This window comes from Halomonas sp. 11-S5 (assembly GCF_029889825.1).
Classification (GTDB): Bacteria; Pseudomonadota; Gammaproteobacteria; order Pseudomonadales; family Halomonadaceae; genus Halomonas.
In genome coordinates this window covers 55,332-81,928 of the sequence record NZ_JARANW010000012.1, presented here as the reverse complement: position 1 = coordinate 81,928, position 26,597 = coordinate 55,332, and the positions used below count along the sequence as shown (strand labels likewise).

At 67.0% G+C, this 26,597-nt stretch carries 23 protein-coding genes; 19 read left to right on the top strand and 4 right to left on the bottom strand.

The features are described from left to right. The first annotated feature begins 412 nt into the window (after positions 1-412). The 3 genes from leuC (at position 413) to leuB (ending at position 3,787) form a co-directional block, all read left to right on the top strand. Positions 413-1,876: a 3-isopropylmalate dehydratase large subunit gene (leuC, locus tag OP497_RS10420; RefSeq protein ID WP_280548155.1), complete on the top strand. Its 1,464-nt coding sequence runs from the start codon at positions 413-415 to the stop codon at positions 1,874-1,876. Positions 1,877-1,879: 3 nt separating this feature from the next. Next, positions 1,880-2,533, top strand: coding sequence for a 3-isopropylmalate dehydratase small subunit (gene leuD, locus OP497_RS10415; protein WP_280548154.1), 654 nt, complete (start codon positions 1,880-1,882; stop codon positions 2,531-2,533). A 174-nt stretch (positions 2,534-2,707) separates the two neighbouring features. After that, the gene (leuB, locus tag OP497_RS10410; RefSeq protein ID WP_280548153.1) at positions 2,708-3,787 is read left to right on the top strand and encodes a 3-isopropylmalate dehydrogenase; all 1,080 of its coding nucleotides are present in this window, start codon (positions 2,708-2,710) and stop codon (positions 3,785-3,787) included. A 23-nt stretch (positions 3,788-3,810) separates the two neighbouring features. On the opposite strand, the gene OP497_RS10405 is transcribed toward leuB, so the two are convergent. Genes OP497_RS10405 through slyA form a run of 3 tightly spaced genes read right to left on the bottom strand, consistent with a single transcriptional unit; the run spans position 3,811 to position 7,045 of the window. Next, the gene (locus tag OP497_RS10405; RefSeq protein ID WP_280548152.1) at positions 3,811-5,376 is read right to left on the bottom strand and encodes a DHA2 family efflux MFS transporter permease subunit; all 1,566 of its coding nucleotides are present in this window, start codon (positions 5,374-5,376) and stop codon (positions 3,811-3,813) included. Next, positions 5,369-6,559, bottom strand: a complete 1,191-nt coding sequence (locus tag OP497_RS10400; RefSeq protein WP_280548151.1) for an HlyD family secretion protein — start codon at positions 6,557-6,559, stop codon at positions 5,369-5,371. The genes OP497_RS10405 and OP497_RS10400 overlap by 8 nt, the downstream gene beginning before the upstream one ends. Before the next feature lie 3 nt (positions 6,560-6,562). Continuing rightward, positions 6,563-7,045 carry a transcriptional regulator SlyA gene (slyA, locus tag OP497_RS10395; protein ID WP_280548149.1) on the bottom strand — a complete coding sequence of 161 codons (483 nt, stop codon included), beginning with the start codon at positions 7,043-7,045 and terminating at the stop codon, positions 6,563-6,565. Between the two features lie 144 nt (positions 7,046-7,189). Here slyA and OP497_RS10390 point away from each other — a divergent pair, with 144 nt between their 5' ends. From OP497_RS10390 to OP497_RS10320, 15 genes are all read left to right on the top strand, one after another. Then, a complete protein-coding gene (locus OP497_RS10390; protein ID WP_280548148.1) occupies positions 7,190-7,636 on the top strand; it encodes a universal stress protein in 447 nt (148 codons plus the stop codon). Between the two features lie 128 nt (positions 7,637-7,764). Continuing rightward, positions 7,765-8,877 carry an aspartate-semialdehyde dehydrogenase gene (gene asd, locus OP497_RS10385; protein WP_280548147.1) on the top strand — a complete coding sequence of 371 codons (1,113 nt, stop codon included), beginning with the start codon at positions 7,765-7,767 and terminating at the stop codon, positions 8,875-8,877. Positions 8,878-9,142: 265 nt separating this feature from the next. Beyond that, complete coding sequence (locus tag OP497_RS10380; protein WP_280548146.1) at positions 9,143-11,938, top strand: FimV/HubP family polar landmark protein; 2,796 nt, start codon at positions 9,143-9,145, stop codon at positions 11,936-11,938. A 6-nt stretch (positions 11,939-11,944) separates the two neighbouring features. Then, entirely contained in the window at positions 11,945-12,856 is a 912-nt protein-coding gene (gene truA, locus OP497_RS10375) for a tRNA pseudouridine(38-40) synthase TruA (RefSeq protein ID WP_280548145.1), read from the top strand. A gap of 84 nt (positions 12,857-12,940) precedes the next feature. Then, positions 12,941-13,585: a phosphoribosylanthranilate isomerase gene (locus OP497_RS10370; RefSeq protein ID WP_280548144.1), complete on the top strand. Its 645-nt coding sequence runs from the start codon at positions 12,941-12,943 to the stop codon at positions 13,583-13,585. Between the two features lie 60 nt (positions 13,586-13,645). Continuing rightward, positions 13,646-14,860 (top strand): tryptophan synthase subunit beta, encoded by a 1,215-nt coding sequence (gene trpB, locus OP497_RS10365; protein ID WP_280548143.1) that lies wholly within the window; start codon positions 13,646-13,648, stop codon positions 14,858-14,860. A gap of 15 nt (positions 14,861-14,875) precedes the next feature. After that, positions 14,876-15,679, top strand: coding sequence for a tryptophan synthase subunit alpha (gene trpA / locus OP497_RS10360; RefSeq protein WP_280548142.1), 804 nt, complete (start codon positions 14,876-14,878; stop codon positions 15,677-15,679). A 78-nt stretch (positions 15,680-15,757) separates the two neighbouring features. Further along, complete coding sequence (accD, locus tag OP497_RS10355; RefSeq protein WP_280548141.1) at positions 15,758-16,795, top strand: acetyl-CoA carboxylase, carboxyltransferase subunit beta; 1,038 nt, start codon at positions 15,758-15,760, stop codon at positions 16,793-16,795. A gap of 9 nt (positions 16,796-16,804) precedes the next feature. Next, the gene (gene folC / locus OP497_RS10350) at positions 16,805-18,148 is read left to right on the top strand and encodes a bifunctional tetrahydrofolate synthase/dihydrofolate synthase (protein ID WP_280548140.1); all 1,344 of its coding nucleotides are present in this window, start codon (positions 16,805-16,807) and stop codon (positions 18,146-18,148) included. Between the two features lie 8 nt (positions 18,149-18,156). Further along, a complete protein-coding gene (locus OP497_RS10345; protein ID WP_280548139.1) occupies positions 18,157-18,771 on the top strand; it encodes an SPOR domain-containing protein in 615 nt (204 codons plus the stop codon). Between the two features lie 2 nt (positions 18,772-18,773). After that, a complete protein-coding gene (locus OP497_RS10340; RefSeq protein ID WP_280548138.1) occupies positions 18,774-19,367 on the top strand; it encodes a CvpA family protein in 594 nt (197 codons plus the stop codon). 83 nt (positions 19,368-19,450) lie between these two features. Further along, positions 19,451-20,974, top strand: a complete 1,524-nt coding sequence (gene purF / locus OP497_RS10335) for an amidophosphoribosyltransferase (protein ID WP_280548137.1) — start codon at positions 19,451-19,453, stop codon at positions 20,972-20,974. A 10-nt stretch (positions 20,975-20,984) separates the two neighbouring features. After that, the gene (locus OP497_RS10330) at positions 20,985-22,181 is read left to right on the top strand and encodes an O-succinylhomoserine sulfhydrylase (RefSeq protein WP_280548136.1); all 1,197 of its coding nucleotides are present in this window, start codon (positions 20,985-20,987) and stop codon (positions 22,179-22,181) included. Positions 22,182-22,340: 159 nt separating this feature from the next. After that, complete coding sequence (locus tag OP497_RS10325; RefSeq protein WP_280548135.1) at positions 22,341-22,895, top strand: cytochrome b; 555 nt, start codon at positions 22,341-22,343, stop codon at positions 22,893-22,895. A 40-nt stretch (positions 22,896-22,935) separates the two neighbouring features. Further along, positions 22,936-23,520 (top strand): YceI family protein, encoded by a 585-nt coding sequence (locus OP497_RS10320; RefSeq protein ID WP_280548159.1) that lies wholly within the window; start codon positions 22,936-22,938, stop codon positions 23,518-23,520. Positions 23,521-23,608: 88 nt separating this feature from the next. Here OP497_RS10320 and OP497_RS10315 read toward each other — a convergent pair whose 3' ends face one another. Continuing rightward, complete coding sequence (locus tag OP497_RS10315) at positions 23,609-24,403, bottom strand: 2OG-Fe dioxygenase family protein (RefSeq protein WP_280548134.1); 795 nt, start codon at positions 24,401-24,403, stop codon at positions 23,609-23,611. A gap of 294 nt (positions 24,404-24,697) precedes the next feature. Here OP497_RS10315 and OP497_RS10310 point away from each other — a divergent pair, with 294 nt between their 5' ends. Continuing rightward, positions 24,698-26,524 carry an EAL domain-containing protein gene (locus tag OP497_RS10310; RefSeq protein WP_280548133.1) on the top strand — a complete coding sequence of 609 codons (1,827 nt, stop codon included), beginning with the start codon at positions 24,698-24,700 and terminating at the stop codon, positions 26,522-26,524. Positions 26,525-26,597: the final 73 nt, after the last annotated feature.

The following is a 26,597-nucleotide window of genomic DNA, read 5'->3' as shown; positions in this document are numbered from 1 at the left end:
CGGCCAAGCGGCCAAGCGGCCAAGCGGCCAAGCGGCCAAGCGGCCAAGCGGCCAAGCGGCCAAGCGGCCAAGCGGCCAAGCGGCCAAGCGGCCAAGCGGCCAAGCGGCCAAGCGGCCAACGCCCCAAAAGCCACGATCAATAGTCACTGCATGGCTGAGCGGCGTCGGGGGGTAGACCGGAAAGGAGGTCCTATGCCAGGGGTGAGGAGCATTGCTCCGAACGGGCTGGCCATGGATGGCCAGCACCGGCCCTGCAAGCGAAGCGGGACGCAATAGCGAAGCAGGGCATCGGTAGCGTACAGGGAAGTATTCACAGCGCCTCCTTGGAGGTCTGCTCCCCGCAAAGCCGCGGTGGTGGTGCAATTCCGAGACCGGACATGACATCAAGGGCCATCGAGCCCGGGAGAAAGCTATGGCAGGCCAGACACTCTACGACAAGCTGTGGTCGCAGCACCTCGTCAAGGAGCGTGGTGACGGCACCGCGCTGATCTACATCGACCGCCAACTGCTCCACGAGGTGACGTCTCCCCAGGCCTTCGAGGGGCTGCGCCTGGCGGGGCGCAGGCCATGGCGCATCGATGCCAACCTGGCTACCCCGGACCACAACGTGCCCACCACCCTCAAGGAACGCGCTGAGGGCAACGCCGGCATCAAGGACCCGGTGTCACTGATCCAGGTGCAGACCCTCGACGACAACTGCGTCGAGTTCGGCATTGAGGAGTTCAAGATCAACGACCCGCGCCAGGGCATCGTCCACGTGGTGGGTCCGGAGCAGGGCGCCACCCTGCCGGGCATGACCGTGGTCTGCGGCGACTCCCATACCGCCACCCACGGCGCCTTCGCCGCCTTGGCCCACGGCATCGGCACCTCCGAGGTGGAGCACGTGCTCGCCACCCAGTGCCTGCTGGCCCAGAAGATGAAGAACATGCAGGTGCGCGTCGAGGGCGAACTCGGCACCGGCGTCACCGCCAAGGATATCGTGCTGGCGATCATCGGCCGGATCGGCACGGCCGGCGGTACCGGCTATGCCATCGAGTTCGCCGGCAGCGCCATCCGCGAGCTTTCCATGGAAGGCCGGATGACCGTCTGCAACATGGCCATCGAGGCGGGGGCCAGGGTCGGGCTGATCGCCGTGGACGACACCACCATTGATTATCTGCATGACCGCCACTACGCCCCCAAGGGCGAGCAGTGGGACGCCGCAGTGGCCAACTGGCGCAACCTGGTCTCCGATGCCGACGCCGCCTTCGACAAGGTGGTGACCCTGGATGCCGCCGAGATCGAGCCGCAGGTCTCCTGGGGTACCAGCCCCGAGATGGTCACCGGCATCTCCGGCGAGGTGCCGGATCCGGCTGAGGCCGGCGACGAGACCATGCAGCGTGGCTACACCCGGGCCCTGGAGTACATGGGGCTGGCACCGAAGCAGAAGATCACCGATATCCGCCTCGACAAGGTCTTCATTGGCTCCTGCACCAACTCGCGCATCGAGGACCTGCGCGAGGCGGCCAAGGTGGCGCGCGGCAAGAAGGTGGCCGACTCGATCATGCTCGCCATGGTGGTGCCGGGCTCCGGCCTGGTGAAGCGCCAGGCCGAGGCGGAGGGCCTCGACAAGGTGTTCATCGAGGCGGGCTTCGAGTGGCGCGAGCCGGGCTGTTCCATGTGCCTGGCCATGAACGCCGACAAGCTGGGAGCCGGCGAGCACTGTGCTTCCACCTCCAACCGCAACTTCGAGGGTCGCCAGGGGTTCGGCGGGCGCACCCACCTGGTCAGCCCGGCCATGGCCGCGGCCGCGGCGATCGCTGGCCACTTCGTGGATGTGAGGGGGCTGGGAAACAACGGTGCCGCCAATGACGATGCCCAGGCACAGGAGGCCTGAACCATGAAGAAGTTCGAACGCACCGAAGGCCTCGTCGCACCGCTCGACCGGGCCAACGTCGACACCGACCTGATCATTCCCAAGCAGTTTCTGAAGTCGATCAAGCGCACCGGCTTCGGCGTCAACCTCTTCGACGAGCTGCGCTACCTCGACGAGGGCGAGCCCGGCCAGGATGTCTCGCAGCGCCCGGTCAACCCCGACTTCGTGCTCAACCAGCCCCGCTACCAGGGGGCCAGCGTGCTCCTGACCCGTCGCAACTTCGGTTGCGGCAGCTCGCGCGAGCACGCGCCCTGGGCCCTGGAAGACTTCGGCTTCCGCGTGGTGATTGCGCCGAGCTTTGCCGACATCTTCTACAACAACGCCTTCAAGAACGGCCTGTTGCTGGTGCCCCTGCCCGAGGAGACCGTGGACCGCCTGTTCGCCGAGGTCGAGGCCAACGAGGGCTACCGGCTCGACGTGGACCTGGAGAACCAGCGGGTGATCACGCCCTCCGGCGAGATCATCGCGTTCGAGGTGGACGCCTTCCGCAAGCAGTGCCTGCTGGAGGGGCTCGATGACATCGGCATCACCCTGAAGGACGAGGACGCCATCCGCGACTTCGAGGCGAAGCACCGCGCCGCGCGCCCCTGGCTGTTCCGCGACAGCGCCCAGGCCTGATGACATAGATCTGGCTGCCCTTGCCATGGCGAGGGGCGCCGGGGACAAGCCGAAGAGGAGGTCCTACGCCAGGGATGGCGTCGGTAGCATACAGGGAGGTATTCACAGCGCCTCCTCGAAGGCTTGTCGCCGGGGAAGCCCCGATTGGTGGGGCGGCAATACAAGGAAGCGAAGATGACACAGAAGATTCTGGTACTGCCGGGCGACGGCATCGGTCCCGAGATCACCGCCCAGGCCAGCCGCATCCTGGTGGCCTGCCAGGCCCGTGGCCTCGACGTCGAGGTCGAGGAGGGACTGCTGGGTGGTGCCGCCTATGACGCTCACGGCGAGCCGCTGCCCGCCGAGACCCTCGAGAAGGCCAGGGCGGCCCGTGCCATCCTGCTGGGCGCCGTGGGTGGTCCCCAGTGGGACAAGATCGAGGATCTCGGCAAGCGCCCGGAAAAGGGGCTGCTCGGCGTGCGCAAGCAGCTGGGCCTGTTCGGCAACCTGCGCCCGGCCATCACCTATCCCCAGCTGGCCTCTGCCTCGAGCCTCAAGCCCGAGCTGGTGGCCGGCCTGGATATCATGATCGTGCGCGAGCTCACCGGTGGCATCTACTTCGGCCAGCCGCGCGGCATCGAGGAGCGTAACGGCGAGCGGGTGGGGTTCAACACCTACGTCTATTCCGAGAGCGAGATCGAGCGCATCGGTCGCGTGGCCTTCGAGATGGCGCAGAAGCGCGGCAAGAAGCTGTGCAGCGTCGACAAGGCCAATGTGCTCGAGGTCACCATTCTGTGGCGCGAGGTGATGGAGCGCCTGGCGCCGGAGTATCCGGACGTCGAGCTCTCCCACCTGTACGTCGACAACGCCGCCATGCAGCTGGTGCGTGCCCCCAAGCAGTTCGACGTGGTGGTCACCGGCAACATGTTCGGCGATATCCTCTCGGACGCCGCCGCCATGCTCACCGGCTCCATCGGTATGCTGCCTTCCGCTTCCCTCAACGAGAGCGGTCAGGGCATGTACGAGCCCTGCCACGGCAGCGCGCCGGACATCGCCGGTCAGGGCATCGCCAACCCGCTCGCCACCATCCTCTCGGTGGCCATGATGCTGCGCTACTCCCTGGACGAGCCGGCCCTGGCCGAGCGCATCGAGGCGGCCGTGGGCAAGGTGCTGGACGACGGCCTGAGAACCGCCGATATTGCCTCCGAGGGCACGCGCACGGTCACCACCGCCGAGATGGGCGATGCCGTGCTGGCGGCTTTTGAGGCGCTCTAACGTCTAATTTCAATGATAACTATTCAGGACCCACGGCCCCTCTGGCGCATCATCAGCGCCGGAACAAGGGCAGCCAGAAAAAACGCACCGACAATAAAGAAGCTGTCGCGATAGCCCAACATGTTGCCCTGGCTGTAGATCATGCGGCCGAGATAGTTCATCGCCCCGGCCTGGCGAATCGCCTCCGGCACACCGGCCTGCGCGAGCAAGCCGGTTACATCGCGCAGCAAGCCGGTGGTTGTGCTGTTGCCGGCGTGTTGCGCCGCCGTGAAGCTGTCTACGTAGAGCTGGGACCGTCGTTCCAGAGCGATGGAAAGCAGGTTGACGCCAAACGCCCCACCGAGCTGGCGCACGAAGTTGATCGCGCCGGAGCCCTGGCCGAGTAGCGTCATGGGGAGCGCCTTGAGGGCGCCGGCGTTCAGGCTCGGCATGATGAAACCAAGTCCGATCCGGCCCAGCATGATCCACCACGCAAACAGCCAGAAGGACGTGCCGGTATCGACGCCGGTCATCAGAAACGACGATAACGCGAAGAGTATCAGTCCGAACATGACCGTTGCATAGGCCGGCGTTTTGTCGGTCAGTCTTCCGGCGATCGGGAAGACGAGCCCCAGGATCAGCCCCGCCGGCATCAGCAGCAGGCCGGAACGGGTCGGCGTATAGCCCTGAATCGTCTGCACGAACAGCGGAATCAGGAAGGTCGAGCCGAAGATCCCGGCCCCGAAGATGAAGGCCACGACAGAGGCGCCCGCATAGACCCGGTTGGTGAAGAGCTTGAGGTTGAGCATGGGCGAGGGCGTGTACAGTTCCCAGGCGATGAAGCCGGTGCCCGAGATAAAGGCGACGGCGAAGTCGCGCAGGATGGGATCGGAGAACCATCCATCACGCTGTCCATTCGACAGGCCGTTGAGCAGGGTCACGAGGAACACCGTCATCAGCCCGAAACCGATCCAGTCGAATTTGCGCGCCGGTCCCGAAGTCGACCGCCCCGGCATGAAGATGGTAGCAAGGAACAGGCCAACAACGCCGAATGGCACGGCCATGAAGAACACATAGCGCCAGCTGAAGTTGTCCACCATGATGCCGCCCAGCGTGGGGCCGAGCGCCGGGGCCAGGACCACGCCGATGCCATAGATGCCCATGGCCGAGCCGCGCTTTTCCGGCGGGAAGACCTGGAAGATCGTCTGCATGGCGAGTGGCTGGAGGATACCGGCGGCGGCGCCTTGCAGCACGCGGGCCAGGATCAGCACCCCTCCCGCCGGCGCCAGCCCGCCCATCACGGAGGCGGCGATGAAAACCGTCACCGCCAGCATGAACGTCAAGCGCTGGCCGAGCGTATCGACCATCCAGGCGTTCAGCAGCATGGTCCCGGTCATCGCGGCAAGGAAGCCTGTGGACAGAAGCTGCGCCTTGTCCTGGCCCATACCGAAGGCACCCATGATGTCGGGCAGGGCCACGTTGACGATGGTCGCGGTCAGGATGGTGGCGATCGTGCCCATCATGACCGTTCCCGTAACCAGCCAGCGATACGCCGGGCCGAAGCGGGCGAACAGCCCCTCGATACTGTCCGGGTGCGGCGCGTCAGTCACCAGTGGTGGCCTCCAGCTCTACCATCATGCCGGGCTTGAGTTCGCCGTCGTCCTGCTGCACGGCGATGCGTACCGGCAGGCGCTGGGTGATCTTGGTGAAGTTGCCGCTCGGGTTGGGGTTGGGCAGCAGCGCGAATTCGCTGGTGGCAGCCTGGCCCACCCGCGTGACCGTGCCTTCGAAGCGCCGCCCCGGCAGGGCATCGACAGTGATCGTCACCGTCTTTCCGGGCCGGAAGAAGCGGATGTCGGTCTCCTTGACGTTTGCCTCGACGCGGACGCTGTCCGGATCATGCACCATCAGCAGACGCTGGCCGGGCGTGACGTATTCGCCAGCATCCACGAAGACCCGGTCCACTACCCCCTTGAACGGCATGGCGATGGTGCGATCTTCGAGATCGAGGGCCGCACGCTCCCTTTGTGCGCGCAGCCGCTGTTCTTGCGGACCGAGCTCGGCCAACTGGCGCTGGAGCACCGCGAGTTCCCCGCGTGCGGCCTCGGCCTCGGCAACGGCGGCGCGAGCACTCTCCAGCCCTGCCTGGGCGCTCAACACCTGTTGCCTGGCTGTTTCCAGTGCCGCCCGCGTCTGGTCCAGATACGCGCGGGTGATCGCTCCGCCTGGCGCCAGTTTTTCGGCCCGGGCGTTCTCCGTTTTCGCCAGATTGCGTTGCGCCTTTGCTGCGGCCAGCGCCGCTTCCGCAGCCCTTACCGCTGCCTGTCTGGCGGTAATACGGCTTTGTGTCTGATGGTCGGTGAGCACGATGCGGGCTTCAATTTCCTCCCGGCGGCGGGCGACACCTGCCAGTTGTGCGTCAAGTTCCTGAGCGCGCAGGTGGCTCTCCCGCTCGTCGATCCGGACCAGCACGTCCCCTTTGTGAACGGCATCGCCCGCAATGACGTCAACGGCGGTGACCCAGCCGGGCACCCGGCTGCTTATGGCGACGATGTCGGCTGCAACGCGGGCATCCGTGACAAAGACATGGGTAAACTGTTGCCAAAGCCACCAGCCGCCGGCCCCGATAACGATCAGCGCCGCCAGGATCGCACCATACAGTCGCCGTGGCCGGGCGCGGCCAGGCGGGGAAACCGCCTCTGACGCAGCTTGCGTCTCCTTGTCGGGGGCCGTGCGTAGATTGATTTCCGGATCGTCGCTCTGGCGCTCCGGGCGGTTCACTCGCTGGTCCATGGCTCACCTGTCTATCGGGATTTCATGCGTAAGCTGCATCGCCGTTTCCGCGCCACCCAGCTTGCCGGCGATCTTCTCGAAGACCTTCAGACAGGTCGTCACCTCCGCAGGGGATATGTCGGAGAGGATTTCCGCGCGAACCGCCGCTGTGGTTGCTTCGATTTGTTCCAGAATGGGAGTGGCCTTCGCGCGCAGGTGAACCGATTTGGTGCGGCGGTCGGCAGCTTCTGTTCGGCGTTCGATCAGCCCCTCGGCTTCAAGTCGGTCCAGCGTGCGCACAAGGGTCGGCCCCCGCACCCCGACCGCCTCGGCCAATTCGCGCTGGGTTGCCGCATGGGGCAGCCTAGAGAGTTGCAACAGTGTCAACCAGCGGGAGTCGGTGAGGCCGAAGGCGGCCAGCCGCCGGTCGATCTCGGCGCGCCATAACCGGGCGACCAGCCCGAGGTGGAGGCCGAATTGTTCCTGATCGTTGAGAGACCGCTTCATTTTATTGCCTGAATGGTTTCCTTTGTTATTATGATAGGTAGCTAGCTAATAAATGTCTAGAGGCAGGATCAAGCCCCGCCGCCTGTTCTGTCCGCAGCCTGCCCGGGAAGGCCCCTCATGGCGCTTATTGAAGGAGAACCGCACATGTACCAGACGATCCTCCTGGCCTATGACGGCAGCCAGCAAGGCCGTGAGGCGCTGGCTCAGGGGGCCGAGCTGGCCTCGCTTTGCCGGGCCCGTGTCTATCTCCTCGCCGTCGTCGCCCATGAGCTGGGTGTCGCACTCGCTGAAGCGGTGGCAGCCTCGGAAGACTTGCCGGAGCGTGAATATCAGGAAGTGCACCGCGTACTGACGGAAGGCGCTGAAGGATTGCGGCGGGCGGGACTGTCCGTGGAAACGCGTATCAGCATGGGCAACCCGGCCGAGGAGATCGGCCGAATGGCCCTTGAGGTCGGCGCGGATCTGATCGTGGTCGGTCACCGCGAACAGACGGCGCTGGCCCGGTGGTGGCGTGGCTCCGTCGGCGCCTCGCTGCTTGCCCACACGCCATGCAGCTTGTTGGTGGCCGTTTCGGGCACAAGGCCCGCTTGATGCGCTGCGCGCCCTAATTTTAATTTTGGGCCAGACCCTTAAGGGTCTGACCCCTGTGCCCCGGCGCTCGGCGCTCGGCGCGGCTTTCTGTATAATGTCTGCCACATTCGATTTCTGGAGGGCTTCACATGTTGAAAGTCGGTTTTGTCGGTTGGCGTGGCATGGTGGGTTCCGTGCTGATGCAGCGGATGCTCGAGGATGGCGATTTCAAGGGCATCGAGCCGATCTTCTTCACGACCTCCCAGGTCGGCCAGGACGGTCCCGCCATCGGCGTCGACGTGCCTCCGCTCAAGGATGCCTTCGACCTGGAAGCCCTCAAGGCACTGGACGTGGTCGTGACCTGCCAGGGCGGCGAGTACACCGAGAAGGTCTACGGCGATCTGCGTCAGGGTGGCTGGAAGGGCTACTGGATCGATGCCGCCAGCACCCTGCGCATGGCGGACGAGGGCACCATCGTCCTCGACCCGGTCAACCGCCACGTCATCGATGCCCAGCTGGCGAAGGGCGCCAAGACCTTCGTCGGCGGTAACTGCACTGTCAGCCTGATGCTGATGGGCCTCGGCGGCCTCTTCGAGGCGGATATGATCGAGTGGATGACCTCCATGACCTACCAGGCCGCCTCCGGTTCCGGCGCCAAGCACATGCGCGAACTGCTCAACCAGATGGGTAGCCTGCGTGACAGCGTGGCCGACGAGCTCGCCGATCCGGCCAGCGCCATCCTCGACATCGATCGCAAGGTCACGGCGGCGATGCGCTCGGGCGACTTCCCCACCGACAACTTCGGTGCCCCGTTGGCCGGCAGTCTGCTGCCCTGGATCGACAAGCCCATGGACAATGGCCAGAGCAAGGAGGAGTGGAAGGGCTCCGTGGAGACCAACAAGATTCTCGGCCTCCAGGACAACCCGATTCCCATCGATGGGCTCTGCGTGCGCATCGGTGCCATGCGCTCTCATAGCCAGGCCTTCACCATCAAGCTCAAGAAGGACGTCCCGATCGACGAGATCGAGGATCGCCTGGCCCGCCACAACGACTGGGTCAAGGTGATTGCCAACGACAAGGACGCCACCATCGATGGCCTGACGCCCGCTGCCGCCACCGGCACCCTGAGCGTGCCGGTGGGTCGCCTGCGCAAGCTGGCCATGGGCGGCGAGTATCTCTCCGCCTTCAGCGTCGGTGACCAGCTGCTGTGGGGGGCGGCCGAGCCGCTCAAGCGGATGCTGAAGATCCTGCGCGAGCAGTAAGCCACGTGCGGTTGCCCATGACCGCATGAACGAAAGCGGGACGCCCATGTGGCGTCCCGCTTTCCGTTGGTCGTTGGGCGTTGGTCAGCCAGGATTCGCGCGTTTAGCGATCAATGGCTTATGTTGCGAGTACGATGGCCGGTGATGATCCGGGAGGGCGCCGGCGCAGGGAATGTGATACATAGTCACCATAATCACTAAGAAAATACTACCAGGCCACCGCCGGGGCTCGGCGGGGCGCAGTGGAACGACGCAAGGGAACCCGATGAAACGCAAGCTGACACTCGCCATGCTGCTTTCGCTCTCCGCCGCCAGCCCGCTGGCGCTGGCCCTCGGCCTGGGGGAGGCCGAGGTCACCTCGACGCTCAATGCGCCGCTGCGGGCGAGCATCCCCTTGACGGACAGCAGCGGCCTGCAGGCCGATCTGCTCAATGTCTCGGTGGCCGATGAGCGCGCCTTCTCGGCGGCCGGCCTGCCCCGTACCCCGCTGGCGGCCAGCGTGAAGATGGACGTGACACGACGGCAGGGGCGCCTGATTGTCGACCTGACCACCGAGCGGGCCGTGCGTGAGCCCTGGGTCGATCTGCTGCTGCGCTTCGACTGGCCGGGTGGCCAGCAGCTGCGGGAAGTGACCCTGCTGCTCGATCCGCCGGACTATGACCAGCTCCCGGCCCTGGTCGCGGCGTCCTCGACCGCGCCGCGGGAAGCCGTTTCCGCGCCTCGCGCGTCTGCCCCGGCGGCAGAATCCTCCTCCCGCCCGCTGGCCCGCACCTCCGACGCGGGCGCGGGCAACCCCGCCTGGGTGCGCAGCGGCGACACCCTCTGGGCGGTGGCCGGCCGGCTGAGGCCGGGTAGCGGCATCAGCATGAACCAGATGATGGTCGCCCTGGTGGAGGCCAACCCGGAGGTCTTTCCTTCCGGCAACATCAACGCCATGCGGGCCGGCTTTACGCTGGTGGTGCCGTCCCGCGAGGCCATCGCGGCACGCGCCTCCGCCGAGGCCGACCGTGTCGTCCAGGCCATGAACCAGGCCTGGGCCAATCGCGGCAGCGGTGCGCCGGCGCGAGTGGCACTGGGCGGTCCCTCCGACGCCCCGGCATCGGCCGTGGCCAGCGCCCCGGCACAGCAGGGGGCCTCGGCGGAGCCTGCGGACGAGGTGCCGCCAGAGGCGGTCGAGGCGGCATCCAGCGATGCCGCCCCCAGTGGCGAGGACGCGACCAGCGCGGAGGGGCAGCGGCTGACGCTGCTCAGCGATGCCCAGGTGGCCGCCGAGGGCGGGGTGCCGATCGACGGCGTCTCGGATCAGCAGGAGGCTGAGTCGTCCGCCGGGGCGCCGCCGGGGGAGGAGGCTGCCGCAGCCTCCCTGGCCATGCCTTCGGGTGCCACAGGGGAGGGGCCGTTTATCGACCCCGAGGTGCTGGCGCTGATCCAGGGTGGCGGCGAGCTGACCGAGGACCAGCGGCTGCTGCGCCTCGAGGCGCGTTGGCTCGAGAATCGCCAGGCCCTGGAGGCGGTTCGCAGCGAGCGTGACGAGCTGCAGTCCCAGCTCGGTGACCTTCGCGAGGAGCTGGACGCCATGCGTGACCAGCTGGCCGCGATAAGTGCCGGCGGGCAGGGCGCAGATGCCCCGGGCAGCGGTGGCGTGGTGGCCCCCGGCAGCGAGCCGGAACCTGCCCGGCAGGCGTCCTGGTGGGGCGCGCTCTACCAGGGCGGTACCGACCGCAACCTGATGCTGGGCGGCGCCGGGCTGGCACTGCTGCTGGCGCTGTGGGCCCTGGTGCGCCGCCGCCGCCGCGAGGAGAGCGAGCCGGCGCCGGTGTTCAACGAGGCGCGCCCGGTGGACCCGGCGGCCAGTGGCGTGGTGGTGCCGGGCGGCCCCCAGGCGCAGGAGGCCGATGTCCACGGCGACGACAGGGCGGCGCCGGTGCGCGCGTCCATGCCCGAAGCCGAGGCGATCAACGAGGCCGACATCTTCATCGCCTACGGGCGCTACGACCAGGCGCGTGAACTGCTGGAGTCCAGCCTGGCACGGGAGCCCGGCCGTGATGACCTGAGGCTCAAACTGCTGCGGGTGCAGCTGGAGCAGGGCGATCATGCGGCGGCAGCGCGCCAGGCCGAGCAGCTGCGCGCGGGTGGGGACCCGGATGTCCAGGCCCAGGTCGCCCAGCTGATGGAGCGCCATGTCCGCAACGCCCCGGCCGCCCCTGCGGCAGCGCCCGTGGCGGATACGCCGGCCGACCGGGCCATCTTCCCCAAGGCCGACGAGCTTCCCCCGCGGCGCTTCGATGACCCCGACGCGCCTGACGACCCGCACGCCCAGGACGACGCTGCGACGGACGAAGCGCCTTCTCGTGACACCCCCTCGGTTGAGGCACCGAAGGAAGCACGCGACACCCCCTCCGGCGAGGTGCCGAAGGAGGCGTCGGCTAGCCAGGCGGTGCCCGACGCAGCAGCCTCGGCCGGAGAGCCGGCCGATCCGCTGGCGCGCTATCGTCCGCCCGAGCTGGAGCCAGATCCGCAACCGGAGCCGCAGGAGGATGAGGCCCCTTGGCCGGATGCCGCCGCGTCGTCCGATCCGGATGGCGAGGCGCTCGACGAGGTTTTGCCCGAGCAGGAGCCCAAAGGGGCCGATGAATTGCCGGCAGAGCCTCTGGCCACCCACCAGGCGGATAATGGACGCGAGATCATCGACTATCGTCCCCCGACCCTGGAGGAGCGCCCGGCGCCCCGCGAGGAGACGCCCATGCAGCCCAGCGTGGAGTTCACCTCGTCTGGGGCCGGGGATGGCGGCTCAGCGGATGCCATGCCCGGCATCAGGGCCGAACGCGACATGCCCGAGGACTGGGACGTCGAGGAGGTGGCCTTCCCGCCGCTGTCGCGGGATAATGCCCACTTTTCCGCGGTGGCTTCCTCTACCTCGACCCTGGCCGAGGCGCGGCGCCTGCTGGACGCCGGCGAGGCCGGCCAGGCCCGTGCGCTGCTCGAGAGCCTGATCGACGAGTCCGACGACCCGGATACCCGACAGGGGGCCCGCGAATTGCTGGACCAAACCCCGCCATGAGGCCGAATGACCCTTTTCCGATCCCTCGATGACCACCATCCCCTGACCGGCCGCCTGGCCATGGGGGTGGAGTACGACGGCAGCGCCTACTGCGGCTGGCAGCGCCTCAGGCATGCCCCCTCGGTGCAGGCGGCAGTGGAGGCGGCGCTGGCCAAGGTGGCGAACCAGTTCATCACCGTGCATGCCAGCGGTCGCACCGATTCCGGTGTCCATGCCACCCGCCAGATCATCCATTTCGATGCCCCGGTGCCTCGCTCGCAGAAGGCCTGGGTGTTCGGCGTCAATGCCAACCTGCCCCGGGATGTCGCGGTTCGCTGGGTGAAGTCAGTCCCCGACAGCTTCCACTCCCGCTTCAAGGCCCTGGCTCGGCGCTACCGGTACGTGATTCTCAACCAGCCGAGCCGCCCGGTGCTGGAGCGGGCCTACGCCACCTGGTGTCGCGACCCCCTGGATGCCGAGGCCATGCATCGCGCCGCCCAGGCGCTGGTGGGTGAGCATGACTTCTCGAGCTTCCGTGCCGCCGGCTGTCAGTCGAAGACCCCCTGGCGCCACCTCCACTTCATCGAGGTACACCGTCACGGCCCGCTGGTGGTCGTCGACGTCCAGGGCAATGCCTTCCTGCACCACATGGTCCGCAATATCGTCGGTGCCCTGGTCACGGTGGGGCGCGGCGAGCGTGGCGACGACTACCTGACCGAGCTGATGGCCCTGAAGGACCGGCGGCTCGGCGACGTGACTGCCCCGGCCTGTGGTCTGCACTTCGTCGACTCGCTCTACGACGAGGCGTGGGGGCTGCCCCGCGAACCGCTGGGCCCCAACCTGCTGGCCTTCCTCGGCGAATGGACAGGCGAGCGGCCGTTGCCCGACTGCCCGATGGTCGAGTTTCGCCGCGGCAGGCCTGTAGCCGCCGATGCTTGACCGTGCTTTGACCGGAGCCGCGCTGTGGGAGCGCCGCTTGCGGCGCGATTGAGTTCCCTTAAAAATCCGGAGACCGTTGCCGTAATGTCGATCCCGCTTCGTACCCGCATCAAGTTCTGCGGCCTGACCCGTCCCGAGGATGTCGATGCCGCCGTGGCCGCGGGTGCCGATGCCCTGGGCTTCGTGCTCTGGCCGGGCAGCAAGCGTGCCATCGACGAGCAGCGCCTCGCCGAGCTCTGCGCCAGGGTGCCGGCCTTCGTCACCCGGGTCGGTCTCTTCGTCGACCCGGCCCCGGCACTGGTGGCACGCTGCGCCGAGCACCTGGACCTGCTGCAGTTCCATGGCGACGAGTCCCCCGCGGCCTGTATGGCCGCCGGCTGCCCCTGGATCAAGGCATTGCGCATGCGCGATGGCCTCGATCTCCACGCCGCCGCCGAGGCCTACGGCGGGGCGCGGGCGCTGCTGCTGGACGCCTACCGGCCGGGCGTGCCGGGAGGCACCGGCGAGACCTTCGACTGGTCGCGAATCCCCGCAAGCCTGGCAAAACCTGTTATCCTCGCCGGAGGCCTGACGCCGGACAATGTGGCCGAGGCGATCGCGGCCGTGGCCCCCTTCGCCGTGGATGTTTCCGGCGGCATCGAGGCCGCCCCCGGCGTCAAGGATGCCGCGCGCATGGCGGCTTTCCAGCGGGCCGTGCGCCGGGCCGATGACGCGCGTTGCGGCGCCTGAGCCGTTCGCTTCACCCCGTTTCCCCTACACCCCTTCTGGCGACCCTATGAGGTGTCTTTCGTGAGCAAGTTCAGTGACCTGACCCGACTGCCGGATGCCCGCGGCCATTTCGGCGCCTACGGCGGTCGGTTCGTCTCGGAGACCCTGAGCTTCGCCCTGGATGAGCTGGAGAAGACCTACCTGAGTCTTCGCGACGACCCGGCCTTCCAGGCGGAATTCGACTATGACCTGGCCCATTACGTGGGCCGCCCGTCACCGCTCTACCATGCCGAGCGATGGTCGAAGCAGCTCGGCGGGGCACAGATATGGCTCAAGCGCGAGGACCTCAACCACACCGGCGCCCACAAGGTGAACAACACCATCGGCCAGGCGCTGCTCGCCAAGAAGAGCGGCAAGCCGCGGGTCATCGCCGAGACCGGCGCCGGCCAGCACGGCGTGGCGACGGCCACCGTGGCAGCGCGGCTGGGGCTAAAGTGCGAGGTCTACATGGGCGCCGAGGACGTGCAGCGCCAGAAGCTCAACGTCTACCGCATGCGCCTGCTGGGAGCCAACGTCATCCCGGTGGAGTCCGGTACCCGTACGTTGAAGGACGCCATGAACGAGGCGCTGCGCGACTGGGTGACCAATGTCGACGACACCTTCTACATCATCGGCACCGTGGCCGGGCCGCATCCCTACCCGATGCTGGTGCGCGACTTCAATGCGGTGGCCGGGCGCGAAGCGCGTGAGCAGTCCTTCGTGGAGTTCGGCAAGCTGCCCGATGCGCTGATCGCCTGCGTGGGCGGTGGCTCCAATGCCATGGGCCTCTTCTATCCGTTCGTCGAGGATGACGACGTCGCCATGTACGGCGTCGAGGCCGGTGGCGATGGCGTCGAGACCGGCCGCCATGCCGCGCCCCTGGCCTCCGGCGCGCCCCGCGGCGTGCTGCACGGCAACCGTACCTACCTGATGTCAGATGAGGGAGGGCAGGTCTCCGACACCCACTCCATCTCGGCGGGCCTGGACTACCCCGGCGTCGGTCCCGAGCATGCGCTGTGGAAGGACGTGGGCCGGGTCAACTATGTCGCCGCCAACGACACGGAGGTCCTCGAGGCCTTCCGCGAGCTGACCCGCGTCGAGGGCATCATGCCGGCCCTGGAGTCCGCCCATGCCCTGGCCTATGCCAAGGTGCTGGCCCCCACCATGCGTCCCGACCAGAACATCGTGATCAACCTCTCCGGCCGCGGTGACAAGGACATCATGACCGTGGCAAAGATCGACGGGATCGAATTCTAGATGACGGCCCAGACCATGAATCGTATCGACCAACGCTTCGCCGCGCTCAAGGCCGAGGGCCGCCGCGCGCTGATTCCCTACATCACCGCCGGTGACCCGGCACCCGCGCATACCGTCGGCTTCATGCACGCCCTGGTGGAAGCCGGGGCCGACATCATCGAACTGGGGGTGCCGTTCTCGGACCCCATGGCCGATGGGCCGGTGATCCAGAAGGCCTGCGAGCGTGCCCTCAAGCACGGCGTGCGGCTCTCCCACCTGTTCGAGATGGTGCGCGAGTTTCGCCAGACCGATGGTGAGACCCCGGTGGTGCTGATGGGCTACCTCAACCCGGTGGAGCGCATCGGCCTTGCGGCCTTCGCCGATCAGGCCGCCGAGGCCGGCGTCGACGGCGTGCTGATCGTCGACATGCCGCCCGAGGAGGCCGACGAGGTGGGGCCGCTGCTCAAGGCCCGCGGGCTGGCCTCGATCTTCCTCGTCGCCCCTACCACCTCTCGCGCCCGGGCCGCTACAATATGTGCCCACGGCGAGGGCTACATCTACTATGTTTCGCTGAAGGGCGTGACCGGCTCGGCGACCCTCAATGCCGAGGACGTGGCCGAGCACCTGGCGCCGCTGCGCGAGCTGACCGACCTGCCGCTGTGCGTGGGCTTCGGCATCCGCGACGGGTCCTCCGCCGCCGAGGTGGGCAAGGTGGCCGATGGCGTGGTCGTCGGCTCGGCGCTGGTCAACCGCATCGCCGAGAATGCGGAGCGTCCCGAGGCGATCCCGGCCGCCCTGAAGGCGGTACTGGGGGAGATGCGCCAGGCCCTGGACGCCTGATCCGCGCCCGTCGCCAACCGAATCGACCCTGCCCCCGGCGCCGCCGGGGGCATCAGCCTATACGGAAGTGTTTCTGACATGAGCTGGCTAGACAAGATCGTGCCCTCGGTGGGCCGCATCCAGCGCAAGGATCGCCGGGCGAGCGTGCCTGATGGCCTGTGGCGCAAGTGTCCCAAGTGCGAGGCGGTGCTCTATCTCCCCGAGCTGGAGAAGCACCATAACGTCTGCCCCAAGTGCGACCACCATCTGCGGCTGACCGCCCGCAAGCGGCTGGACTGGTTCCTGGACAAGGAGGGCCGCGAAGAGATCGCTGCCAACCTCGAGCCGGTGGATCGCCTCAAGTTTCGCGACTCCAAGAAGTACAAGGACCGCCTGGCGGCGGCCCAGAAGGAGACCGGCGAGAAGGATGCGCTGATCGCCATGCGCGGCTCCCTGGAGGGGCTGCCGGTGGTGGTGGTGGCCTTCGAGTTCACCTTCATGGGTGGCTCCATGGGGGCCGTGGTGGGGGAGAAGTTCGTGCGTGCCGCGACCGTTGCCCTGGAGGAGGGCATCCCGCTGATCTGCTTCTCCGCCTCCGGCGGCGCACGGATGCAGGAGGCGCTCTTCTCGCTGATGCAGATGGCCAAGACCTCGGCGGCCCTGGAGAAGCTCAAGCAGGCCGGCGTGCCCTACATCTCGGTGCTGACCGATCCGGTGTTCGGGGGTGTCTCGGCGTCCCTGGCGATGCTCGGCGACCTCAACGTGGCCGAGCCCAATGCGCTGATCGGCTTCGCCGGGCCCCGGGTCATCGAGCAGACGGTCCGCGAGCAACTGCCGGAAGGCTTCCAGCGCAGCGAGTTCCTGCTCGAGCACGGCACCGTGGACATGATCGTGCCGCGCGGCGAGATGCGCGAGCGACTGGGCGGCGTGCTGCGCAAGCTCAGCCACTGGCCGGTGGCCGGGCAGGGCGCTGACGTCGGCGACGAGCCCGATCTCGTCCAGGCGGCCGAGCAGGCCGAGCACGAAGAGGGCCTGGCGATGACCGGCCCGTCGTCGGCCGCCGCGGCGGAGGCCGCTGAGCCGGAGGTCGACAGCGATGTCGAGCAGGCCGGCGAGCGCCCCGATCCGGCGCGCTGATCGATCGGCATGAGCGATCACGCCCTTCCCGATACGCTTCCGGCCTGGCTGGCGCGGCTGGAGGCGGCGCACCCGGTCGGCATCGACCTCGGCCTCGAGCGTGTGGCCGAGGTCGCGCGTCGCATGGGCCTGTTCGATGCTCCCCTTGCCGGCCGGGTCATCACCGTGGCCGGTACCAACGGCAAGGGGTCGACCGTGGCCATGCTCGAGGCACTGGCCCGGGCCCATGGTCTCCCCACAGCGACCTACACCTCGCCCCACCTGCTGCGCTACAACGAACGCCTGCGTCTCGACGGCCAGGAGGCCGATGACGCGACGCTGATCGCTGGCTTCGAGGCGGTGGAGGCGGCGCGTCTGGCGGGCGAGCCCGTCAGCCTGACCTACTTCGAGGTGGGTACCCTGGGGGCGCTGTGGGCCATCGCCAGAGGGCGAGCGGACCTGGCGATCCTCGAGGTCGGTCTCGGCGGCCGGCTGGATGCGGTCAACATCATCGACCCGGACGTGGCGGTGATCACCACTGTGGCCCAGGATCACGCCGCCTTCCTCGGCACCGACCTGCAGGGCATCGGCCGCGAGAAGGCTGGCATCCTGCGTGCCGGTCGGCCTGCGGTGCTGGGCAGCACGACGCTGCCGGACAGCGTGCGCCAGGTGGCTAGCGAACTCGGCGCCGCCATTTATGCCCTGGATGAGTCGTTCTGCCGTGAGGGAGAAGGTGAAGGCTGGCGCTTTTGGAGCTTTCGGAGCCTTTTTGGGGGCAGACCCCAGTCAAGTGGCCCTTCTTTTTCCGATCTCCCCGACCCGGGCCTACCCCTGGACAATGCCGCCACGGCCCTACAGGCCCTGAGCCTGGTCGGTGTCGATCTGGACGCGGACGCTTGTCGCCGCGCTCTTGCCGGTGTGCATCTGCCGGGGCGCCTGCAGTGGCTGGGACAGTGGTGCCTGGATGTCGGCCACAACCCCCATGCCGCTGGCTATCTGGCCCAGCGCCTGACGGCGCGCCCCTGCACGGGACGCACCATCGCCCTGCTGGGCATGCTCGCCGACAAGGATGCCGATGGCGTGATCGCCGTCCTGTCGCCGGTGGTGGATGCCTGGGTGCCGGTGAGCCTCGCGGGGGAGCGTGCCCGCACGGCGGAGGATCTGGCCGAGCGCCTGGCCCGCTACGGCGGCGAGGTATGGCACCGCGGCGCCTCGCCGGTCGAGGCGGCCGACTGGCTGGCGGCTCGGCTCGCGCCCGAGGATCGGGTGCTGGTCTGCGGCTCCTTCTTCACCGTGGCCGAGGTGCTGGAATGGCGGCTGGCATCGGATCAGACTGCAGGGGAAGATACGCTCATCGACGAGGGAGCGAGATGAAATACGGAATGCGAGAACGTCTCAGCGGAGCAGTGATCCTGATCGCCCTGGCGGTGATCTTCGTCCCCATGCTGTTCGACGATCCTGCACCGCGCAGCGAGCGCCCCCGGCCGGTGATGACCATCGAGCAGCCGGTGGAGGTCGAGCGTCGTGACGTGCCCGACCCGCAGCCGCCGTCGAGCCTCGGGCAGATCCAGTCGCCCGATGGGGTGTCGTCGCCTGGCCAGGAGGCCGCGCAGGATCGGGGCGAGCCGGAATCCGAGCAGGCGGTCGCGGCCGTCGCCGAGGGGGCGTCCGGGGTGCCCGCCGAGGATCCCATCGCCGAGCTGGCGCGTGCCGCCGATCAGCGCTTGTCGAGCCAGGCTGAGCAAGCGAACCGCGAGCCGGCCCCCGAGGGCCAGTGGGCTGTCCAGGTAGGCAGTTTCGGAAAGCCGGCCAACGCCGAGCGTCTCGAATCGAACCTGTCCGCGCAGGGGCTGCCCGTTTACAGCCGCGTCCGCGATAATGGTCTGATGACCGTCTATGTCGGCCCCTATGCGACCTCCCGCGAGGGCGAGGAGGTGATGGCCAAGCTCAAGGCCGAGTCCAATCTCCAGGGCCTGCTGGTGCGGGCGGGCAACTGAGCATGGCGCTGACCTGGATCGACTGGCTCTTCGTGGCGGTGCTGGTGGTGACCGGGCTGACCGGCTTCCTGCGCGGGCTGATCCGCGAGGCGCTAGGGCTGGCCGCCTGGATCATCGCCCTGCTGGCCGCGCGGCTGCTGGCCGAGCCGGTGGCGGACCTGTTCTCCGAGGTGATCGACAATCCCGATGGACGACTAGTGCTGGCCTTCGTGCTGGTGATCTTTGCGGTGATTCTGCTTTCCGGCATCATCATCCGCCTGGTCCATGCCGCCGTGGAGTGGGTCGGCATGGGGTTCCTGAACCGGGTGACTGGTGCCGCCTTCGGCATGGCCAAGGGGGCGGCGATCCTGGTGCTGGCGACCATCCTGCTCAGCCTGACGCCGCTGGTGCAGCTGCAGGCCTGGCAGGAGGCCGAGCTGCGGCCGAGCTTCGAGCAGCTGCGCGACTGGGCGGTGAGCCATCTCGAAGGCTGGGAAGGGCGCCTGCCCGAGACGCCGGCGTCGCTGCGCGAGCTCTCGCTGCCGCGTCCGGACCAGCCGCCGGCCACTCAGCTCGAGTCGGCACCGGACGACGCCACCGAGGCGATGCCCCCCTGACCAAATACGAATCCCGGGGCGGGCCGGACACGGTCCCGTCCCGACTCTTCAAGGCAATTACCAGGCAAGCGAGGTAAGGTAGAATGTGCGGTATCGTGGGCCTGATGGCCAAGCAGGCGGTGAACCAGGGCATCTATGACGCCCTGACTGTGCTCCAGCATCGCGGACAGGATGCCGCCGGCATGATGACCTGGCATGAGGGCCGCTTCCTGTTGCGCAAGAGCAACGGCCTGGTGCGTGACGTCTTCCACACCCGCCACATGGCACGCCTCAAGGGCAACCTGGGCATCGGCCATGTGCGCTATCCCACCGCGGGCTCCTCCAGCGAGGCGGAATCGCAGCCGTTCTACGTCAACTCGCCCTACGGCATCACCCTGGCCCACAACGGCAACCTGACCAATTCCGACCAGCTCAAGCAGGAGCTGTTCTCCTCCGACCTGCGCCACATCAACACCAGTTCCGACTCGGAGGTGCTGCTCAACGTCTTCGCCCACGAGCTGGGCAAGCAGGGCCTGCACCTGGAGCCCGGCGACATCTTCGACGCGGTGCGACGCGTATATCGTCGCTGCCGGGGCGGCTACGCCGCGGTGGCGATCATCAACGGCGTGGGGCTGGTGGCCTTCCGCGATCCCCACGGCATCCGTCCGGTGGTGTTCGGCACCCGCGACGAAGGACAGGGGCAGGAGGTGATGATCGCCTCCGAGTCGGTGGCGCTGGACGTCGGCGGCTTCGAGCTGCACCGTGACCTGGCCCCGGGCGAGGCGATCTTCGTTGACATGACCGGCGCCATCCATACCCAGCAGTGTGCCGATCATCCGCGGCTTGCCTCCTGCATCTTCGAGCACGTCTACCTGGCACGCCCCGACTCCATCCTCGACGGTGCCTACGTCTACGGCACTCGCATGCAGATGGGCCGCAAGCTCGGCGACCGGATCCAGAGCGAGTGGCCGGAGCACGACATCGACGTGGTGATCCCGATTCCCGACACCTCGCGCACCTCCGCCCTGGAGCTCGCCCAGCACCTGGGCGTGACCTATCGCGAGGGCTTCATGAAGAACCGCTACATCGGGCGGACCTTCATCATGCCGGGCCAGACCCAGCGCAAGAAGTCGGTGCGCCAGAAGCTCAACGCCATCGGCGTCGAGTTCAAGGACAAGAACGTGCTGCTGGTGGATGACTCCATCGTGCGCGGTACCACCTGCAAGCAGATCATCCAGATGGCCCGGGAGGCCGGCGCGCGCAAGGTCTACTTCGCCTCGGCCGCGCCGCCGGTGCGCTATCCCAACGTCTATGGCATCGACATGCCGGCGGCCAGCGAGCTGATCGCCCACGGTCGCAGCGAGGCCGAGGTGGGCGAGCTGATCGGCGCCGATCGGATCTTCTATCAGGATCTCGACGACCTGAAGGCCGCCTGTCGTGAGGTGAACCCGGAACTCGAGGCCTTCGACTGTTCGGTGTTCGACGGCAAGTACGTCACCGGCGATATCGATGAGCGTTACCTGTCGGACCTCGAGGCCTCGCGCAGCGATGACGCCAAGCAGCAACGCAGCGCCGGCGACCATGCCCTGGTGGGGATGCACAACCAGGAAGATGACATCGACGACTGAGGGGCACGTCATGCAGCAGGATCAGACACCGCAGCAGGAATGGGAGCTGGAGACCCTGGCGATCCGTGCCGGCCACCAGCGTACCCATGAGCAGGAGCATGGCGAGCCGATCTTCCCGACCTCGAGCTTCGTCTACGGCAGCGCCGCCGAGGCGGCGGCCAAGTTCAGCGGCGAGCAACCAGGCAACATCTACTCGCGTTTCACCAACCCCACGGTGCGTACCTTCGAGCAGCGCCTGGCGGCCATGGAGGGGGGCGAGCGCTGCGTGGCCACCAGCTCCGGCATGGCGGCGATCCTGGCCACGGCGCTGGCCCTGCTCCAGTCGGGCGACGAGATCGTGGCCTCACGCTCGCTGTTCGGCTCCACGGTCAGCCTGTTCGACAAGTACCTGGGCAAGTTCGGCATCACCACGCGCTACGTGGAGCTGTCGAACCTCGAGGCCTGGGAGGAGGCGATGACGCCGGCCACCCGGCTGCTGTTTGCCGAGACACCGTCCAACCCGCTCTCCGAGGTGGTGGACATCGCGATGCTGGCCAGGATCGCCCGGCGCCATGAGGCGTGGCTGGCCATCGACAATTGCTTCCTGACCCCGGCGCTGCAGAAGCCGATTGCCCTGGGCGCCGACCTGGTGATCCATTCCGCCACCAAGTACCTGGACGGCCAGGGCAGGGCGATCGGCGGTGCCGTGGTGGGGCGTGACAAGGAGCTCGAGGAGGTGTTCGGGGTGGTGCGCACCTGTGGCCCTTGCTTGAGCCCCTTCAATGCCTGGATCTTCACCAAGGGCCTGGAGACGCTCAACCTGCGCATGAGGGCGCACTGCGAGAACGCCCGGATCCTGGCCGAGTGGCTGGAGGGGCATCCCGCGGTGGCGCGCGTCCACTACAGCGGCCTGGCCACGCATCCACAGCACGAGCTCGCCAGCCGACAGCAGCAGGGCTACGGGGCGGTTCTGGGCTTCGAGGTGAAGGGCGGACGCGAGGCGGCCTGGTCGGTGATCGATGCGACCCGCATGATCTCCATTACCGGCAACCTGGGGGACGTCAAGACCACCATCACCCATCCCGGCACCACCACCCATGGACGCCTCTCGCAGGACCAGAAGGACGCCGCCGGCATCACCGAGGCACTGATCCGCGTGGCGGTTGGCCTGGAGGCCATGGAAGACATCCGCGCCGACCTGGCCCGCGGGCTCGACGCGCTGGTGTGAGCTCGATTCGCCGTGGTTTACCTTGCCACCCGCCATGACTGCCGTGGCGGGCGGCATGTGGTTTTTCCGAACGGTGCGTTCGGCTTTTTTCAGCGGATGGCGATGATGCGCTGCGGTAAGCTGTTGCGATTGATACGACGCGGACCGAGGCATCTGAACATGTGGAAGAACACCCGCAGCGGCTGGGGGCTGGTCAGCATCCTGCTGCACTGGATCAGTGCCCTGGCCATCCTTGGCCTCTTCGCCCTGGGCTGGTGGATGACCGGGCTCGGCTACTATGACAACTGGTACAACCTGGGGCCCTGGTGGCATCGCTCCATCGGCATGTTGCTGCTGTTCGTCACCCTGATCCGTGTGGTGTGGCGCATCGTCACCCCGGCGCCGGTGTCGAAGGGGCATCGCCTCGAGCGCCTGGCCGGCCATCTCGGCCACATCGGTCTCTATGGGCTGATGCTGGTGGTGCTGGTCAGCGGCTACTTGATCTCCACCGCCGATGGCAAGGGCATCAGCGTGTTCGACGCCTTCGTGGTGCCCGCGCTGATCAGCGGTCTGCCCCAGCAGGCCACCGTGGCCGGCCAGATCCACTGGTACAGCGCCCTGGCACTGATCCTCCTGGCGGCGGGACATACCCTGGCCGCCCTGAAACACCATTGGGTCGATCGTAATGACGTCCTGTGGCGCATGGTCGACCCGCGCCGTTCCCGTCGTCCTTGAGGCGATTTCCCCTGACATGACCCGTAAGGAGAGACACATGATGACCAAGAAGACCGCCATCGCCACTGCGTTGAGTGCCGCCGCCCTGATCGGCGCCAGCCAGGCCCAGGCCGCTGACTACGCCATCGATACCGATGGCCAGCACGCCTTCGTGCAGTTCAAGATCAGCCACCTGGGCTACTCCTACATCCTCGGCAGCTTCGAGGAGTTCTCCGGTAGCTTCAGCTACGACCCCGAGAACCTGGAGGCCGCGGCCGCCAGCGTGGAAGTCGACGTGACGAGTCTCAACAGCAATAATGCCGAGCGTGACAAGCACTTCAAAAGCGAGGACTTTCTGGACGCGGGCGAGTATCCCACCGCTACCTTCAACTCCACCGGTTTCGAACCGACCGGCGACAACGAAGGTGTGCTGACGGGTGAGTTGACCCTGCACGGTGAGACCCACGAGATCGAGATGCCGGTCACCCTGCTGGGTGAAGGCGAGGATCCCTGGGGGGGCTATCGTGCTGGCTTCGAGGGCTCCACCACCCTCACACTGGCCGACTACGGTATCGACATGGGCGACTTCCCCGAGGTGATGCACGAGCTCGAGCTCTATGTGACCTTCGAGGGGGTGCGCCAGTAAGGCCTACCCCGCGGCTTCTCCCGCAGGCAGTAAGACGCCCCCCGGAGCATCTCCGGGGGGCGTTTCGTTGCGGGGTCAGCGGTGGGAGTCAGCGGGTCTCGTTGAGCACCGCTTCGGGGAAGTGTCGACGCAGGATGCGGTTTTGAAACTCATCCACGAAGCGGCTGTTGATGATGATGATGAAGCGCTCGAAGGGCGCATCGGCATCTTCCTGGTGAATGCCGTCCACGCTGTGGTAGAGGCGGTCGTCACGCAGGTGCAGGATGTCGCCAGGGGCGAGGGTCGTGTCGACCAGGGGCTGAGTTCCCGCCTTGTCGGCATAGAGGTGGTTATCGCCCCCGGCGACATTGTGGCGGTTCAGCACCAGGATGCTCAGCGCCTTGCAGCCGTCGGCATGGATACCCTGGCCCTGCAGGGGATCGACCATGCCCTCGCCGCGAACGCCGGTGATCTGCATCAGGATGGGCTCGTTGGGCTTCAGGTCCCACAGCCGGGCCCAGGCGCGCACGAAGGCTTTCACATCCGGGCGGGCCATGAACTCGGGCGTCAGCGGCTCATAGTAGCGCAGGCGATCCGCCATGCTCTCGGCATCATTGAAGGCGCCACCCTGCGCCATGGGGCAATGGCCCATATCATAGACCTCGCCCCGCTCATCCAGGGTCAGCCAGGACATGCGCTTCCAGCGACGGTTGACGTAAGGGTCTCGGGGCAGGTCGGCGATAGACGCCTGCCAGGCCTCGAGATCCACCCGGGAGCGCACTTCGGTCCTGGCCCAGTCCTGCCGTTGCAGGGCGCTGGTGACATCCGGCGACCAGTAGTCGGCTACCGGGTCGAGGGGCATGGTAGCGGGATCGAAGCCGTACTTGAGGGTATCGAGTTTCATGGGGTCTTCTCCATTGGGTCGTGGGCGTGATTGCCCGGTGGTTGCCCGAAAGCCCGGGCAACCTAGGAAAAAGAGAAGATTTGCAACGAAATGTCAAAAAATGTACGAGACTTGTCCTACTGGTCGGCTGGGATCTTTCATTGAAACGTCGGAGGCCAACGCCTGGCCGACCCGCCATGCCGTGTAGGATATTTCCTACACATGCAGGTAGGATGAGGGTTCACGATGTCGCACGATGGGGCCATCCAGCCTCATGATGAGAGGCGGTATCGTCTTCCAAAGACGAGGGTGCGAATGAGCGGTCGCGATACCGGCTTCCGGCATTGGCTGGCACGTCGGTGGCAAGAGGTCAGAGCGAGAAGGCCCGATGCCCGGGACGATAGCGTCCGGGACGATGTCGAGGTCGTGCGCCGCCAGTACCTGGAGAGCGAGCAACGCTTCCGGGCCCTGCTGGAGAGCCTGCCCAAGGTGGCGGTCCAGGGCTATGATCACGAGCGGCGCGTGATCTACTGGAACGAGGCCAGCACCCGGCTCTATGGCTATGCCCCCGAGGAGGCCCAGGGCCAGTTGTTGGAAGAGCTGATCATCCCGGCGCCGATGCGCGAGCCGGTGATACAGGCGCACCGGGCCTGGGTGCGGGAAGGCGTCGAGATTCCTGCCGATGAGCTCGAGCTCCAGCACAAGAGCGGGGAGCTGGTCCCGGTCTTCTCTCACCATGTCATGCTCGGCGAGCACACCGATGACCCGCTGATGTTCTGTGTCGACGTGGACCTTTCGGACCAGAAGCGGGCGCATCGTGAGCTGGATTTCGCCACGCGCTTCGATTCGCTGACCCACCTGCCCAATCGCCAGACCTTCGAGGCGCAGCTGGACGAGGCCATCGCCGACTGTCGCCGACAGGACGCCGGGCTGGTCCTGGTCTACCTGGACATCGACCACTTCGTGGAGATCAATGACGCCCTGGGCTACGAGCAGGGTGATCGGCTGCTGGTCGAGCTGACCCGGCGGCTGCATCGGGCGACGCGAGCCTCCGACCTGATGTCTCGACTCTCCAGCGACGAGTTCGTGATCGCCTTCCCGGGCTTCCAGCGCGAGGATGTGCTCTCGCAGCTGGTCCACAAGGTCCAGCAGGTGCTGCGTGCTCCCTTCCTGATGGATGGTTCCCGACGCCACGTGACGGCCTGCCTGGGTGTCAGTCTCTATCCGGACAACGGCGATACGGCGCGCGAACTGATCCGCAATGCCGATGTGGCCAAGAACCGGGCCAAGCTGGATGGCCGCGGCAGCGTGTGGTTCTTCGACCAGCAACTCCACGACGAGCTGCTCCACCAGCATCGCCTCGTCGACCGACTGGAGCAGGCCCTGGACAGTGGAGAGCTCTCGCTGCATTACCAGCCCCAGGTATCTCCCGTCAGCGGTCGCATCGAGAACCTCGAAGCGCTCCTGCGCTGGCAGCCGGCGGAGGGTCCGCCGATCTCGCCGGCCGAGTTCATTCCCCTCGCCGAACGCTCCGACCTGATCCATCGTCTCGGTGACTGGGTCATGGAGACCGCCTGCCATCAGCGGGCGCTGTGGCGTGATGCCGGCCTGGCACTCGAGCGCATCGATATCAATTTCTCCGGCCGGCAGATGAGCCGGCCCGACGTCTTCCAGCGCTTCGAGGCCTGCCTGGCACGCCATGGTCTCGGGCCCCGGCATATCGGTCTCGAGCTCACCGAGAATGTGCTGATCGAGGCCGACGACAGGATCCTGGAGGGGTTACACCGGCTCCACCAACTGGGCTTTCGCATCGCCATCGATGATTTCGGCACCGGCTACTCGTCGCTCAGCTATCTCAAGCACTTCCCGGTCACGGCACTCAAGATCGATCGAACCTTCGTGCGGGATGCCCCGGACCAGCCCGAGGATCGGGCCATCATGGAGGCCGCGATCTTCATCGGCCATCGCCTGGGCCTCGAGGTCGTGGCCGAAGGCGTCGAGAACTGTGAACAGCTGACGTTGATCCGGGAGTTGCGCTGCGACCTGGTCCAGGGGTTCTATTTCTTCCGTCCCATGCCCGCCCTGGAAATGGAGCGCGTCCTGGGAGGGCTGGTGACGGGACACCAGGGGGTGTCGGGCTGAGTCTGGCGCCCGCTTGGCGTAGAATGCCAGCCTTCCGAACGACCACGGAGCCCCTGTGAATCCCCCCGACAAA

Coding starts and splice junctions, on each gene's coding strand:
- leuC (WP_280548155.1), top strand. CDS start 413: ATGGCAGGCCAGACACTCTACGACAAGCTGTGGTCGCAGCACCTCGTC.
- leuD (WP_280548154.1), top strand. CDS start 1,880: ATGAAGAAGTTCGAACGCACCGAAGGCCTCGTCGCACCGCTCGACCGG.
- leuB (WP_280548153.1), top strand. CDS start 2,708: ATGACACAGAAGATTCTGGTACTGCCGGGCGACGGCATCGGTCCCGAG.
- OP497_RS10400 (WP_280548151.1), bottom strand. CDS start 6,559: ATGGACCAGCGAGTGAACCGCCCGGAGCGCCAGAGCGACGATCCGGAA.
- slyA (WP_280548149.1), bottom strand. CDS start 7,045: ATGAAGCGGTCTCTCAACGATCAGGAACAATTCGGCCTCCACCTCGGG.
- OP497_RS10390 (WP_280548148.1), top strand. CDS start 7,190: ATGTACCAGACGATCCTCCTGGCCTATGACGGCAGCCAGCAAGGCCGT.
- asd (WP_280548147.1), top strand. CDS start 7,765: ATGTTGAAAGTCGGTTTTGTCGGTTGGCGTGGCATGGTGGGTTCCGTG.
- OP497_RS10380 (WP_280548146.1), top strand. CDS start 9,143: ATGAAACGCAAGCTGACACTCGCCATGCTGCTTTCGCTCTCCGCCGCC.
- truA (WP_280548145.1), top strand. CDS start 11,945: ATGACCCTTTTCCGATCCCTCGATGACCACCATCCCCTGACCGGCCGC.
- OP497_RS10370 (WP_280548144.1), top strand. CDS start 12,941: ATGTCGATCCCGCTTCGTACCCGCATCAAGTTCTGCGGCCTGACCCGT.
- trpA (WP_280548142.1), top strand. CDS start 14,876: ATGAATCGTATCGACCAACGCTTCGCCGCGCTCAAGGCCGAGGGCCGC.
- accD (WP_280548141.1), top strand. CDS start 15,758: ATGAGCTGGCTAGACAAGATCGTGCCCTCGGTGGGCCGCATCCAGCGC.
- folC (WP_280548140.1), top strand. CDS start 16,805: ATGAGCGATCACGCCCTTCCCGATACGCTTCCGGCCTGGCTGGCGCGG.
- OP497_RS10345 (WP_280548139.1), top strand. CDS start 18,157: ATGCGAGAACGTCTCAGCGGAGCAGTGATCCTGATCGCCCTGGCGGTG.
- OP497_RS10340 (WP_280548138.1), top strand. CDS start 18,774: ATGGCGCTGACCTGGATCGACTGGCTCTTCGTGGCGGTGCTGGTGGTG.
- purF (WP_280548137.1), top strand. CDS start 19,451: ATGTGCGGTATCGTGGGCCTGATGGCCAAGCAGGCGGTGAACCAGGGC.
- OP497_RS10330 (WP_280548136.1), top strand. CDS start 20,985: ATGCAGCAGGATCAGACACCGCAGCAGGAATGGGAGCTGGAGACCCTG.
- OP497_RS10325 (WP_280548135.1), top strand. CDS start 22,341: ATGTGGAAGAACACCCGCAGCGGCTGGGGGCTGGTCAGCATCCTGCTG.
- OP497_RS10320 (WP_280548159.1), top strand. CDS start 22,936: ATGACCAAGAAGACCGCCATCGCCACTGCGTTGAGTGCCGCCGCCCTG.
- OP497_RS10315 (WP_280548134.1), bottom strand. CDS start 24,403: ATGAAACTCGATACCCTCAAGTACGGCTTCGATCCCGCTACCATGCCC.
- OP497_RS10310 (WP_280548133.1), top strand. CDS start 24,698: ATGAGCGGTCGCGATACCGGCTTCCGGCATTGGCTGGCACGTCGGTGG.